At 64.9% G+C, this 13674-nt stretch carries 12 protein-coding genes and 1 pseudogene; 10 read left to right on the top strand and 3 right to left on the bottom strand.

Translation table 11 applies throughout. From position 1 onward, the window contains the following. The 3 genes and pseudogenes from EOA33_RS08740 to EOA33_RS08730 all read left to right on the top strand — a co-directional run. Window positions 1–1085 (top strand): GMC oxidoreductase (locus EOA33_RS08740; protein WP_127405434.1); only part of this gene is annotated, 1085 nt, incomplete at its 5' end. Further along, on the top strand, window positions 1082–2293 hold the full coding sequence (locus EOA33_RS08735; RefSeq protein ID WP_126058717.1) for a mandelate racemase/muconate lactonizing enzyme family protein: 1212 nt from the start codon (window positions 1082–1084) through the stop codon (window positions 2291–2293). The genes EOA33_RS08740 and EOA33_RS08735, both read left to right, overlap by 4 nt. A gap of 18 nt (window positions 2294–2311) precedes the next feature. Further along, a pseudogene (locus EOA33_RS08730) lies at window positions 2312–3202 on the top strand (NAD(P)-dependent oxidoreductase); the annotation flags it as partial. A 92-nt stretch (window positions 3203–3294) separates the two neighbouring features. Here the strand turns inward: EOA33_RS08730 and EOA33_RS08725 are convergent. Beyond that, window positions 3295–4233 (bottom strand): diacylglycerol kinase family protein, encoded by a 939-nt coding sequence (locus EOA33_RS08725; RefSeq protein WP_126058715.1) that lies wholly within the window; start codon window positions 4231–4233, stop codon window positions 3295–3297. A 150-nt stretch (window positions 4234–4383) separates the two neighbouring features. Here EOA33_RS08725 and EOA33_RS38925 point away from each other — a divergent pair, with 150 nt between their 5' ends. From EOA33_RS38925 to EOA33_RS08710, 5 genes are all read left to right on the top strand, one after another. Next, window positions 4384–4545: a hypothetical protein gene (locus tag EOA33_RS38925; RefSeq protein WP_189347798.1), complete on the top strand. Its 162-nt coding sequence runs from the start codon at window positions 4384–4386 to the stop codon at window positions 4543–4545. 232 nt (window positions 4546–4777) lie between these two features. Then, a complete protein-coding gene (locus EOA33_RS38920) occupies window positions 4778–4942 on the top strand; it encodes a hypothetical protein (RefSeq protein ID WP_189347796.1) in 165 nt (54 codons plus the stop codon). A 426-nt stretch (window positions 4943–5368) separates the two neighbouring features. Further along, complete coding sequence (locus EOA33_RS08720; protein WP_126058714.1) at window positions 5369–5881, top strand: hypothetical protein; 513 nt, start codon at window positions 5369–5371, stop codon at window positions 5879–5881. Between the two features lie 123 nt (window positions 5882–6004). Continuing rightward, the gene (locus tag EOA33_RS08715; protein ID WP_126058713.1) at window positions 6005–6262 is read left to right on the top strand and encodes a SemiSWEET transporter; all 258 of its coding nucleotides are present in this window, start codon (window positions 6005–6007) and stop codon (window positions 6260–6262) included. Between the two features lie 53 nt (window positions 6263–6315). Beyond that, entirely contained in the window at window positions 6316–6798 is a 483-nt protein-coding gene (locus EOA33_RS08710) for a DUF2314 domain-containing protein (RefSeq protein WP_126058712.1), read from the top strand. A 3-nt stretch (window positions 6799–6801) separates the two neighbouring features. Here EOA33_RS08710 and EOA33_RS08705 read toward each other — a convergent pair whose 3' ends face one another. Beyond that, window positions 6802–7773, bottom strand: a complete 972-nt coding sequence (locus EOA33_RS08705) for a DUF3137 domain-containing protein (RefSeq protein WP_126058711.1) — start codon at window positions 7771–7773, stop codon at window positions 6802–6804. A 64-nt stretch (window positions 7774–7837) separates the two neighbouring features. Beyond that, a complete protein-coding gene (locus EOA33_RS08700; RefSeq protein ID WP_126058710.1) occupies window positions 7838–8881 on the bottom strand; it encodes a CapA family protein in 1044 nt (347 codons plus the stop codon). 110 nt (window positions 8882–8991) lie between these two features. Between EOA33_RS08700 and EOA33_RS08695 the strand changes: the two genes are divergently transcribed. Next, window positions 8992–10242: a hypothetical protein gene (locus EOA33_RS08695; protein ID WP_126058709.1), complete on the top strand. Its 1251-nt coding sequence runs from the start codon at window positions 8992–8994 to the stop codon at window positions 10240–10242. Window positions 10243–10352: 110 nt separating this feature from the next. Further along, complete coding sequence (gene uvrB / locus EOA33_RS08690) at window positions 10353–13496, top strand: excinuclease ABC subunit UvrB (RefSeq protein ID WP_126058708.1); 3144 nt, start codon at window positions 10353–10355, stop codon at window positions 13494–13496. The last annotated feature ends 178 nt before the right edge of the window (window positions 13497–13674 follow it).

Here is a 13674-nt window from a genome sequence, read left to right as displayed (position 1 = left end):
CCCAGGAAGGCGTCGGCATCTATCAGATCACCACCAAGGACGGCCGCCGCATGTCGACCGCCCGCGCCTTCCTGCGCCCGGCGATGCGGAGAAAAAATATCCGCGTCGAGACAAACGCGCTGGCGACGAAAATCGTGTTCGAGGGCAAGCGCGCCGTCGGTGTCGAATATCAGCAGAACGGCGAGACCAGGACCGCGCACGCTGGCCGTGAGGTCATCCTGTCCGGCGGCTCCATCAACTCGCCGCAGCTGCTGCAGCTCTCCGGTGTCGGCCCGTCGGCGCTGCTCGGAGACCTCGGCATTCCGCTCATCCACGCCAACGAGAATGTCGGCGCGAACCTGCAGGACCATGTCGGCATCAACTACACGTTCAAGGGCAGGCTGCCGACGCTGAACCAGATCCTGCGCCCCTGGTGGGGCAAGCTCATGGTCGGCATGCAGTACATCCTGTTCCGGTCCGGGCCGCTGTCGCTGTCGATGAACAATGCCGGCGGTTTCTTCCGCACCGACCCGACCCTGGCGCGGCCGAACATGCAGCTCTATTTCCAGGCCTTCTCCACCGTCATTCCGAAGAGCGGTGAGCGCCCGATCCTGACCCCCGACCCGTGGCCCGGCTTCTCGATCGGCCTTTCCAACTGCCGCCCGTCGAGCCGCGGCGAGATCATGATCCGCTCCAAGAACCCGCGCGACTATCCCCGGATCACGCCGCATGCCTATTCGACCAACGCCGATGTCGACGAGATGCTGGCGGCGGTGAAGTTCGTGCGTAAGATCGCCGCGATGCCGGCGATGGCCGAGATCATCGAGGAGGAGGTTTTGCCCGGCCCGTCGATCACGTCGGACGCCGACTTGATTGAGGATTTCAGGAAGCGCTCGGGCACCGTCTACCATCCGGTCTCAACCTGCCGCATGGGACCTGACGCCTCGCGCGCCGTCGTCGATCCGCGCCTCATGGTGCACGGGATTGCCGGCCTGCGCGTCATCGATGCTTCGATCTTTCCCGACAACATCACCGGCAACACCAACGCCGCCTCGATCCTCACCGGATGGAAAGGCGCCGAACTGGTTTTGGAGGATCAGAAATGAAGATCACCGACGTCAAGACCTGGGTTGTCGGCAACCCGCCGCCCGGCATCGGCGGCAAGTATTTCATCTTCGTCAAGCTCACCACCGATGGCGACGTGGTCGGCTATGGCGAGGCCTACAATGCCACCTTCTCCGGCCACGTCACCGCAAGGATGATCGAAGACATGGCCGAGCGTTACCTCATCGGCCGCGACCCGCACGACATCGAGAATCTCTTCCGCCGCATCTATTCCTCCGGCTTCACCCAGCGCCCGGACGTTTCCGGCATGGGCTGCTTCTCGGCGCTCGAAATGGCCTGCTGGGATATCATCGGCAAGGAAGCCGACAAGCCGGTCTACAAATTGCTCGGCGGCCAGGTGCACGAGACGCTGCGCTCCTACACCTACCTCTACCCGCACACTGGCAGCGTCCATTCCGAGGACGCGCGCGGCAAGAATGTCTACAACGACCCGGAGATGGCCGCCGCCTGCGCGCTCGAATATGTCGAGCAGGGCTTCAACGCCGTCAAGCTCGACCCGGCCGGCCCCTACACCGCCTTCGACGGCCACCAGCCGCGCCTAATCGACATCGACCTCTCTGCCCGTATGGTGAAGGCGATCCGCGAGGCCGTCGGAAACAGGGCGGACATCCTGTTCGGCACACATGGCCAATTCACCGCTTCGGGCGCGCTGCGGCTTGCCCGCGCCATCGAGCCCTATGACCCGCTATGGTTCGAGGAGCCGGTGCCGCCCGACATGCCCGAGGTGATGGCGCAGGTGGCGCGCGGTACGTCGATCCCGATTGCCACCGGCGAGCGGCTGACGACCAAGTTCGAGTTCGCTCGCGTCATCGAGAACCGCGCCGCGACCATCTTGCAGCCGGACCTTGGCCGCTCCGGCGGCATACTGGAAACCAAGAAGATCGCCGCCATGGCCGAGGCCTACCACATCCAGGTCGCGCCGCACTGTTATTGCGGGCCGATCGTCGGCGCCGCCAACATCCAGTTGGCCGTGACGCTGTCGAACTTCCTGATCCTGGAATCGCTGAAGCAATGGGACGGTTTTCACGCCACGTTGCTGAAGAAGAAGATCGAGTGGCAGGATGGCAACGTCATCCCGTCGAAGGAGCCCGGCCTCGGCGTCGAGCTCAATGAGGCGGTCTGCGACGCGCATCCCTACAGCGGCAAGGAACTGCATCTGCAGATGATGCAGACGCCGTTGATGCCGTGACCGCGCGGCCCGCTTAGCCTTGGCCATCTTGGCGGCCACCTCGCCGCCAGCCTGGTCCGCGACGGCTTTGCCGTCACCGTCTTCGACCGCGACCCGGCAACCGTCGAGCGTCTGGTTGGGCTCGGCGCCAATGCCGCGAGCAGCCCGGCCGAGGCCGCCGCCCGCGCCGGCAATGCCGTCACCTGCCTGCCCTCGCCCAAGGTCAGCGAGACAGTGCTCGCCGGTCCCGGCGGATTGCTCGAAGGTCTGCCGAAGGACGGCACCTGGATCGAGATGTCGACCAACGGCCGCGACGAGATTGTGCGGCTCGCGGCACTGGCCTCAGCCAGGGGCATCGAGACGCTCGAATGTCCGGTCACCGGCGGCGTGCATCTGGCGGCGGCAGGCAGGATCACGGCCTTGGTCGGTGGTGATGCCGTGCTTTACGAGCGGCACCGGCCGGCCATCGAGGCGATGTGCGCAAAATCCTTCCTGATGGGTCCGATCGGCTCGGCGGCAGTGATCAAGGTCATCACCAACATGCTGGCTTTCATCCATCTTGTCGCCGCCGGCGAGGCGCTGATGCTGGCCAAGCAGGGCGGGCTGGACCTCGCCCAGGCCTACCACGCCATCGTCGCCTCCTCCGGCAACAGCTTCGTCCACGAGACCGAAAGCCAGCTGGTGCTCAACGGATCCTACGATATTGGCTTCACCATGGACCTGGCGCTGAAGGACCTCGGCTTCGCGCTTCGTATGGGCAAGGATTTCGGCGTGCCGCTTGATCTCGCCGCCCGCGTCAACGCGATCTTCGAGCAAGGCAAGGAAGCCTATGGCGGTGGCGCCTGGTCGACGCAGATCGTCAAGCTGCTCGAGGAGGCAGTCGGCACCGATCTGCGCGCGCCCGGATTCCCGTCCAAGCTTGAAATCTGAGGCGGCTAAACTTTACAAGCGATTTCAGCGATTTGGGCGGCTCGCCAGAACAAGGCCGGCAACCGCCTGAATCAGTTTCTCAACGTCTTGATTCAGTATCTGAGCGTCAGCGCTTCGGGCAGGATCTCGAACGTCGCCGGTATCCGGCCCGGCGACTCACCATCTATGTCGACCAGCGCGCCGTTCTTTTCCACATCGCCGAGCGGTTCGACAACCACTTTCTTGCCGCGCAGGATGGTGATCGCCGGATGGTTGCGGTGCCGTCCGCCATAGAGCAGCCGGATGTCCCAGATCAGCCTCAGCTTGCTCGCCGCACGCAGGATTACGATGTCGAAGGCGCCGTCGCCGAGTTCCGCGTCGGGCGCGATCATCATGCCGCCGCCGAAGAACTTTCCGTTGGCCACCGCCACCAGCGCCATCCGCGCTTCGACCGGCCGGCCGTCATCGACAGTGATCCTGACGTCCTGGAAGCGGTAGCGCATGAACTCCACCACGGTGCGCCAGAAGAACAGCGCCTTGGCAGAGACCTTGCCCTTGCGCTTGTCGGCATTGACCGCGCGGTCGGTCGCCCCTGAAAGCCCAAGGCTGGCAATGTTGATAAAATGGCGGCTGGCCAGCGCGCCATGATCGTCGATGTAACAGATGCGCCCGGCATCGATCTTGCGCGGCTTGGCTTCGGCGATGTGCTTCAGCGTGGCATCGATGTCGCGCGGCAGGCCGAGCCCGCGGGCAAAGTCGATGCCGGTGCCGCAGGGCAAGAGGCCGAGCTCGCATACCCGGCCGGTTTCGTCGAATGCCTGCAGCAGCCCGTCCGCCGTTTCGCTGGCCGTTCCATCGCCGCCCGCTGCGATGACCAGGTCGAAGCCGCTGGCGGCGAGGTCGAGCGCCAGCCTTTCGGCATCGCCTTCGGCCTGCGTCTCGCGCAGCTCATAGCCACCAAAATGCTCCTTCAGCGAAGCGCTGACCTCCGGCCAGTGCCGCTTCAGCCGGCCGCCACCGGCAATCGGATTGAGAACCACCCCGACCTTCAAGCAACCTCCCCAAGAGCATGATCCCGAACCGATAGGTCAGCGTAGCAAAAAGTGGGAACCGGTTTTCGGAAAGATCATGCTCCAACAAAGAATTGGATCAGGACGGCGATTCAACGAAACGTCATCCGGATCTAGGAATGTCAGGAGCGCTTGCGCCTGGAATCCTTTGCCGGTATTGAAGCCCGCGCCGCCTTGCGGGGCAAGCGCCGAATGTCCGCCAATACCGGATCATCGCAGATCGCCGCCGCGTTTCGCGCCTCTTTCGTCGGCTGCCCGAAAAAATCCTGCGCCGCCTGGCTTGGTCCCCGATAATCCCGCTATCCACAGGCTGGTGGCGGTTCCCCAAAGCCCTTACCCGGCGTACGTTAAACCCATCTCAGGCGGCTACCGATCGCCCAGCCGAAAGGCAAAGCGGAAAGGCGGATTTCCTGAGGCCCGCACGGTCCGGAACGAGAGCAGGCTTGCCTGTTGGAGGGACGGATGCCGGCGGGGCCGCGGAAAGCGTGCGAACGCCGACGGCGGACCGATGCTGCCATGAAGGCCGGTGAAAACCTTCGATGGCACGCTGGGCGAAGCCCGCAAGGGTGGTGACCGGCGTGGTCTGGAACGGGCGCTGCCCTCGGGTGGCGACTGGCAGGACCGTCAAAATCAAGGCCGGCTTGGCGCGACATCTTTCGGGAGTTGCTGCCGCGACCGTGTCCTGATCTGACAGGGAGGCGCTGGGAGAAATCCCAGCGCCGACTGTTTTTGGGCTCTCTCTTCTTCGCGGCCTCCCGTCTCCGGTCGCCTTGCCGTCCAACCGTGGGCGTCTTTCGTCGGCCATGGACTTGCCCACGTGGCTTTCACCCCACACGCATGGCTGCAACGGGCGCCGGAATCGGCTAACGCTATCCGCTCCCGGCCGACCCGGACACACGCCGGACCGGCCTGACCGTCGCCGTGCGCAAGCTGCATACGGCGCTGCCGGCGCTGATCAAGGCCGGCGCCAGGCTCAAGCACGTCTACGACGGTTGAGGCTTTTCAGTCACAGCCGGAGCCTCGGAAACATTCCGTCACGCACAAATCATAATCGTGGCCAAATCCCGCCTTGTTCCCCGGCGACTGGTCATTTGGGAACGAATCCGAGGACAAGACCGTGATCAAGACCGCCCTTGTCGCCATGACCATCGTCGGCTGCGACTGCGACGCCAAGCTTTGCGAGTATATCGGCGAAACGCCGGCCAAGTGGGCGACGATCGCCGATTGCGAAGCGGCGATGAAAAGCCAGATGCTGCACGAGCGCAACTTCAACTATCCGCTGGTTTCAGGCATCTGCCGCGCCAAGGGTTCGGCGTCTTCCTCCGAGCTCGCCGCGATAGCCTCGAAGCCTGACCTGACGCCCAGGCAGGCCACGGTCGATCCGCTGCCGCCCGAGCTCAGCCACCGGCCCAGCGTCCCCGTCGGCTCGCCGGCCACGGTGGCGGAAACCGAAGCCGCGAAGCCGGTCGCCTATGAAGCGGCGGTCAATGGCGGCAGCGCGGTGCTCTACCGCACCAAGGCCGGCTACGCCGTGGTCAAGACCGATCTCAGCCGCGCCGCGTCCGCGACGGTCGGCATGGCGAAACGGTCGGCGGACTGGCTGGCCGGGATCGTGCCGAGCGGACTTTAAGCAACAAAGCGGGGCGACCCGCTTTTGTTTGATTGGTCCAGCCGCGCTGCCCGCTTCCCAGGACCCGATCGATCTGGCATAGGACGCACCGCACATCAGGCGCCTGTTCGAAAGTCCCCGCCCTTGCATCCCGCAATTGAAATCATCGGCGCGTTTGCCGCGCTCATCACCACGCTTGGCTGGATTCCGCAGGTCGCCAAGGTGGCGCGCGAGCGCCGCGCCGGCGACATCTCGCTGTTCGCCACCGGCTCCATCGCCACCGGCGTCTTCCTGTGGACGCTTTACGGCCTGCTGATCGGCTCCTGGCCGGTCATCCTCGCCAATGGCGTCACCTTCCTGTTCGTGATCGCCATCCTCGGCATGAAGCTGCGCTTCGGTTGAAAATCAGCACCTGATGCACGATGATCCCGCCTTCCGGGTGGAGGGGTCGTTGCATGAAGTTCTTAGCCCGCGCGGTGCTGTCCCTGATGCTGGCGCTTGCGCCCGTGCATGTTCACGCCCAAGGCGACGACAAGACCGTCATGGTGCGGTCGGACGATCCGGAGATGACGACGGCGATAGAACAGGCGCGAGCCAGCCTGGATGACTTCCTGGCCTTGTCCGAGGCGCCGCCGCCGGGGACCGACAAATTCAAACTGAAGGTGATGATCGTCGATGGCGATGCGACGGAGCATTTCTGGGTCATCCCCTTCAAGCGCACCGCCTCGGGCTTTGCCGGCATTTTGGCCAACGAGCCCGAGATCGTCCAAAATGTCGTCTACGGCCAGTATATCGAATTCTCCCGCGACGACATTTCCGACTGGGGTTACATCAGAGACGGCCATCAGGTCGGCAGCTACACCGTCTGCGTGATGCTGAAGAAGATGTCCGAGCAGGATGCGGATGATTTGCGCAGCAATTACGGCTTCGACTGCTGAGAGCTAACCCGCCGCGTCGTCCGCGGCACCGATCTTGCGCACCAGCGCCGCCGTCGCCAGCATGGCGCCGAGATCTGCGATCATCGGCGCGATATGGGTCTGGTAGTCGATCAGCACGGAGATGTCCGGCAGCTCGAAAAAATTCTTGCTGCGCGGCATGAGCAGGAAGCCGTCACTGCCGTTGAGCGCGATGCGGGCCTGGTCATATGGCCATGTCTCGCCGAGCCAGGTCAGCGCGCTTGCCAGGCGTCCGGTGACCAGCGGCCTCGCCGCCTCGACATTGTCGGTGCGGAACTCGTAGCTGGCGTCGAGTTCCGGCACGCCGCAGGCCAGTTCCTGCAGCTTGCTGGAGAAAATGCCGCGGAAGAAGCCGACCACCTTGCCGGCCTTGCGCGCCGCAACCAACATGCCGGGGAACGGCTCGATGGTCTCGAAGGCGACGATGACGCCCTTGAAGACCGTCTGCTGGCTCTTGCCGGAGCCCTCCGTCAGCTTCGCCTCGTAGAGTTCGAAGGGAAAATCCTCGTAGCGGCCAGATATGATGTCGTCGAAGCTCTGCCGGTTGAACGCCCCGATCGTCTCCCGCGGCAGCCGGTCGAAGGAATTCGGCCGCACGCCATGCTGGTAGCGCACATCGCGGACGAAGCCGAAGATCATCGGCAGAACCGTATCGCGGAACGATTGCTGCAGCCTGGTCGCCGGTCTCACCGCCTGGAAATAAAGCAGCACCGCCGCCCCGAAGCCGCCGACATAGAGGAAGACGTGCGGCGTCGAGAACCATTGCTCGTTGGGGTCGGCGGCCGCGTTGAACAGCCAGGCGACAAGCGCCACGAACAACAGCACCAGGCCGACGAACAGCGGCACCCGCCAGCGGACCTGCCGGTAGGTTGAAGCCCGTTTCGCCTCATAGGCCTCGATGTCTTTCCTGATGCCGGCGATCACCGCCTCGCTCGGCATGAAATCCGCCGCTTCCATCGCCACCCCCGCCGCAGAGACTGTGCATCGTGCGGCCATGATAGCGGCTTTTGCGCAAAAGTCGTCAGACCTCGGCCGGGGTGCCGAAAATCGCCTTCAGCCGGCTCTCGACCTTGCCGCGAATCCCGCTCCCGAGCGCCTCCACGGGGACCAGCCGCTCATGGTCGCCGACGCGCTGCCGCATGAAGGGATGCTGCCGGTAGGCCGCCACGGCGCCGCGCATGCCGAGGTCGACGCCGACGTCGACGACGAGGATGGAGCCGATGCGGCCCGGCCATGGCTGGCGGGAAAAGGCCGTGCCGAGAAAATCGCCGAGCCCGTAGGCGACAAGCGTCTTGCCGATCCGCTCCACCGGCTGCACGACATGGGCATGATGCCCGGCGATCAGCCCGACGCCCTGCCCGGCCAGTTGTCTGGCCAGCAACCGCGTCTCCGGTCTTGGAAAGTGCCGGAACTCCCAACCCCAATGCGGCACTGCGCAGATGAGATCGACGCCCCTGGCCGCATCGCGCGGCCCAAGATCGCTTTGCATCGACACGCGGCTCGCGAACACCCCCGCATCGGCATTGCGCCACTGCGTGAAGGCGAACAGGCCTATGGTCAACGGTCCCGCCGCGAACCGCTCGACCGGCCCCTTCGCGGCCGTGCCGATCGTGCGGATGCCAAGCCGCTCCATCGCCCGAACGGTCTCCTCGAAACCCGTAACGCCCTGGTCGAGCATATGGTTGTTGGCCAACGACAGGACGAGTTTTTCGCGCGCAATGCCGACCGCCGCCAGGGCGTCGGCAAGAAAACGCTCCGTCATCGCATGATGCGTGCCGAGCCTTGTGCCCACGACCGCGCGCGGCCGCTCGACGACGGGGCTTTCGCAATTGCCGACCACCATGTCGGCGGAAGCGAGCAGTGCAGCGATGGCCGGATCGCACTCCGGTGCCCTGCGATTGGCGACAGCCGAGATGTCGCCGATGAAGGCCAGCCTCACCTTCCGCGCCGGCGGCTCGATCAGGGTCGCGGCCTGTGGCGCAAAACCCCGCGCATCGCCGCCAAGCGATGGCCGCAGGAAACGGGGCAGCCAGGACAATTTGTAGGTGAGCGGATAGTTCGACACGCAATGCCCATTCGTTTGCCCTGTGTAAACCGTCTGCCCGGCAGGAGGAAGCAGCAGGCGCAGCGCCGCAAATCCGTGTATTGTCGCCGGACCGGACGGGAGGATCCACCATGAAGCGATTGTCGGGCCTTGCCGCATCAGCCCTGTTTTTGCTCCTGCCGCTTGTCTCTCCTGGCGCCGCTGCCCCGGATCCCGCAGCCCTGTTCGAGGCCAGAACCGTCGCCGACCGCGACAGCGCGCTGGCCGCGCTGGAGACAGCCGCGCCCGGCGATCCAGCATCGGCCTACGCGGCCGGCGCCGGCGAATTCTTCACCGCCCTGGAGATCCTGGGCGGCGGCCTGCATCGCCACGGTTTCGAAAGCCCGCAATCCTTCATGCTGCCCTTGATGCGGCTGCCGGTGCCGGACAATCCCAATCCCGAGCCGCTCACCTACGAGGAGTTCAGGGCCATACTGGTCGCCTTCCGCGACCGGCTGCAGAAATCCGCCGCCATGCTGGGTTCCGTGCCGGCCGAAGCCGATATCGGCATGGCCATCGACCTCACCCGTCTCGGCATCGATCTCAACGAGGACGGCAACATCGCCCCGGACGAGAGCGCCGCCGCGATCATGGCCGCGCTGTCGCGCGGCGGCGCGCCGGACGGGCCGGCGCCGGCGCTGACCTTCCGCTTCGACCACGCCGACGGTTACTGGCTGCAAGGCTATGCCGAGTTCCTGATGGCGCAGGCCGACTTCTGGCTGGCGCATGATTTCAAGACCATGTTCGACGGCTCGTTCCACATGCTGTTCCCGCGCGCCAAACTGCCGCTGCAGGACGTGCTCGTGCCGCCGGACGGCGGCATGAGCGGCTCGATCTTCGCTTCCGAATGGCGCTTCGCCGACTTCATCTCGCTGGTGCATCTGGTCAACTGGCCGGTGGTCGAGCCGGAACGCCGACAGGCCGCGCGCCGCCATCTGCTGGAGATGATCCGGCTGTCGCGCGAGGACTGGAAGGCGATCCGCGCCGAGACCGACAACGACCGCGAATGGCTGCCCGGTCCAAAGCAGATGGGCCCGAACCCGCTCACCGGCCTCGAAGTCGGCGAGGAACAGGTCACGGCCTGGCTCGCCACGCTCGATATGGCCGAGGACCTGCTCGAGGGCCGCGTGCTGCTGCCGCATTTCCGCATCACCGGCAAGGGCATCAACATGAAGCGCTTCTTCGACGAGCCGAAGACGTTCGATCTGGTGCTGTCGATCACCGGCCCGGCGATTGCGCCCTATTTCGAGAGCGGCAGAATCCTGACCAGCGACGACTTCGACCAGATCCAGCGCGAGTTCGGCGGCGCCGGATTCCTGACCTTCGCGCTATGGTTCAATTGAGGGCGGCCCGCCATCGCTCCTGACAGCCTTCTGTCAGCAGCATCGGTGGCGGGTGCGTGCCCAGTCACTCCGCTCTTTCCATTTCGGGCGAGTCCTCCCATATTCGGGCCATGGCCAAACACCCCGACAAGAAGACGCCGCCACCGGCGCTGGACGACCGTGGCGCGCCGAAGCGGCGCCCGCTGACCGAATTCCTCGACGCCGCCGAGTCGCTCGAGCCCGGCGGCTTTGCCGAAGCGCCGCAGGCCGACTTTACTGGCACGCCGCTGACCGGCTCGATTTCCGATTGGGCCGGGCAGATCGAGCGCGAGGCGGAAAAGCAGCCGAAGGCGAAAGCACCCAAGAAGATCCCTGAACGCTCGTCCGCGCCCGGGCGCACGGCGCGCGGCACCTCGATGGGCGGCGCGGCGTCGGCCAAGGAGCGTACGGCCGCGGGGCTCAACCCGGTCGCCGGCCTAGACATCAGCCTGGAGGATGCCGAGTCGATTTCGTCCGGCGGCGTCACCGCCACGGTGGCCGCGCTATCGGCGCTGATCGAGTCCGGCAATCCGCTGCACAAGGACGGCGTGCTGTGGACGCCGCACCGCCCTACCCGGCCGGAAAAGTCGGAAGGCGGCATCGCCATCAAGATGGTGTCGGATTTCGAGCCGGCCGGCGACCAGCCGACGGCCATCAAGGACCTCGTCGAAGGCGTCGACCAGAACGACCGCACCCAGGTGCTGCTCGGCGTTACCGGTTCGGGCAAGACCTTCACCATGGCCAAGGTGATCGAGGAGACGCAGCGCCCTGCCCTGATCCTGGCGCCCAACAAGACGTTGGCCGCCCAGCTCTACGCCGAGTTCAAGAAGTTCTTCCCCGAAAACGCCGTCGAGTATTTCGTCTCCTACTACGACTACTACCAGCCCGAGGCCTATGTGCCCCGGACCGACACCTATATCGAGAAGGAATCCTCGATCAACGAGCAGATCGACCGCATGCGCCACTCGGCGACGCGCTCGCTCTTGGAACGCGACGACGTCATCATCGTCGCTTCGGTCTCCTGTATCTACGGTATCGGCTCGGTCGAGACCTACACGGCGATGACCTTCCAGATGCAGATCGGCGACCGGCTCGACCAGCGCGCCTTGCTCGCCGATCTCGTCGCCCAGCAGTACAAGCGCCAGGACATCAACTTCGTCCGCGGCTCTTTTCGCGTGCGCGGTGACACCATCGAGATCTTCCCGGCTCACTTGGAAGATCGCGCCTGGCGCATCTCCATGTTCGGCGACGAGATCGAGCAGATCACCGAATTCGACCCGCTCACCGGCCAGAAGACCGGCGAGCTGAAAAGCGTCAAGATCTACGCCAACTCGCACTATGTGACGCCGCGCCCGACCTTGAATCAGGCCATCAAGTCGATCAAGGAAGAGCTCAAGCATCGCCTGCAAGAGCTTGAAAAGGCTGGCCGTCTGCTGGAGGCGCAGCGCCTGGAACAGCGCACCCGCTTCGACCTGGAGATGCTGGAGGCGACCGGCTCCTGCGCCGGCATAGAGAACTATTCGCGCTATCTGACCGGCCGCCAGCCGGGCGATCCACCGCCGACGCTGTTCGAATATGTGCCCGACAATGCGCTGATCTTCATCGACGAAAGCCACGTCACCGTGCCGCAGATCGGCGGCATGTATCGCGGCGACTTCCGCCGCAAGGCGACGCTGGCGGAGTACGGCTTCCGCCTGCCGTCCTGCATGGATAACCGACCGCTGCGCTTCGAGGAATGGGACGCCATGCGTCCCCTTTCCGTCGCCGTTTCGGCAACGCCCGGCGGCTGGGAGCTCGAGCAATCCGGCGGCGTCTTCGCCGAGCAGGTCATCCGACCGACCGGCCTGATCGACCCGCCGGTCGAGGTGCGCCCGGCCAAGAGTCAGGTCGACGACGTCGTCGGCGAGATCCGCGAGACGACCAAGGCCGGCTACCGCACGCTGGTCACCGTGCTCACCAAGCGCATGGCAGAGGACTTGACCGAATATCTGCACGAGAACGGCATTCGCGTCCGCTACATGCATTCCGACATCGACACGCTGGAGCGCATCGAGATCCTGCGCGACCTGCGCCTCGGGGCCTTCGACGTGCTGGTTGGCATCAACCTTCTGCGCGAGGGTCTCGACATTCCCGAATGCGGCTTCGTCGCCATCCTCGATGCCGACAAGGAAGGGTTCCTCCGTTCGGAAACCTCGCTGATCCAGACCATCGGCCGCGCCGCCCGCAACGTCGACGGCAAGGTCATCCTCTACGCCGACCAGATCACCGGCTCGATGGAGCGGGCGATGGCCGAGACCAACCGTCGCCGCGAGAAGCAGATGGAGTGGAACGCGGCCAACGGCATCACGCCGGAATCGGTCAAGTCGCGCATCGCCGACATCCTCGACTCCGTCTACGAGAAGGACCACGTCCGCGCTGACATCTCGCAGTTCACCGACGATGCCGGTGCGATGATGGGCAACAACCTGAAAACCCATCTCGAGGCGCTCGACAAGCAGATGCGCGACGCCGCCGCCAATCTCGATTTCGAGAAGGCCGCTCGCGTCCGCGATGAGATCAAGCGGCTGCGCGAGATGGAGCTTGCCATCTCCGACGATCCTCTGGCGCGCGAGGTGGAAAGCCAGAGCCCGGCCTCGGGCCGCGAAAAGGGCAAGCACAACAAGGGCGTGGCGAAACATCGTACCGCGGAGGAACAGGAACGTTTCCGCAGGCTCGACGAAACACGTGCCGCCGAAGAGGCGGCCAAGGCTGCCCGCCCCAACATGTTCCGCAAGCCGCATCTCGACGAGATGGGCGCCGACGGCGCCGTACCGGTGAAGAAGCCGCTCTTCGCCAAGCCGTCGATCGACGACATGGGTCCCGGCACCGACATGCCGACACCGGCCGGCGCGGTGTCTCGCTCGCTGTTCAAGAAGCAGTCGGCGCAGGAAGCGCATGGCTCCGATTTCGGCATCCCCGGCGAGCCCACCAAACCTCTGTTCAAGAAGAACTCGCTCGACGAGATGACAGTGCGGCGGACCGAAAAGCCCGTCGAAGGAAAAGTGCCGGCGAAACCAAAGCCAATCTCCCCCCATGTGGAGGAGATGTCCGGCAGGACAGAGGGGGGCGCGAAGGAACGCGACGATTCCCCTAAACCAATCGTTCGCCAGCGCGCCGGCATCGGCTCCTACGAAGATCCGGGCGACGAGCGCCGCCAGAATCGGAGACCGAGCAAGACTGGGCGGCCGGGACGGTAGGCCGAGTGGCATGGCATCAGCGCCGCCCCTAACCCGTCTGGCGGCGGCTCTCCTCGCAAACGGGGAGAGGCCGCATCGATTTATGTTGTCGACTTCACGCTAACCAGCCCGACATTGACGCGCGTGCTTGAAGCATTGGATCCCGATGTCGTCGGCAACGCAGCTAGACAACACTTGG

Origin of the sequence: Mesorhizobium sp. M4A.F.Ca.ET.050.02.1.1 (assembly GCF_003997725.1) — a bacterium.
In the GTDB taxonomy this organism is placed as follows: Bacteria; Pseudomonadota; Alphaproteobacteria; order Rhizobiales; family Rhizobiaceae; genus Mesorhizobium.
Note: the sequence above shows the minus strand (reverse complement) of the source record. Positions and strands in the feature narration are given on the sequence as shown.

Bases quoted from the DNA above. Each gene is read 5' to 3' on its own strand.
- EOA33_RS08735 (WP_126058717.1), top strand. From the start codon at position 1,082: ATGAAGATCACCGACGTCAAGACCTGGGTTGTCGGCAACCCGCCGCCC.
- EOA33_RS08710 (WP_126058712.1), top strand. From the start codon at position 6,316: ATGAAGTTCTTAGCCCGCGCGGTGCTGTCCCTGATGCTGGCGCTTGCG.
- EOA33_RS08705 (WP_126058711.1), bottom strand. From the start codon at position 7,773: ATGGAAGCGGCGGATTTCATGCCGAGCGAGGCGGTGATCGCCGGCATC.
- EOA33_RS08695 (WP_126058709.1), top strand. From the start codon at position 8,992: ATGAAGCGATTGTCGGGCCTTGCCGCATCAGCCCTGTTTTTGCTCCTG.
- uvrB (WP_126058708.1), top strand. From the start codon at position 10,353: ATGGCCAAACACCCCGACAAGAAGACGCCGCCACCGGCGCTGGACGAC.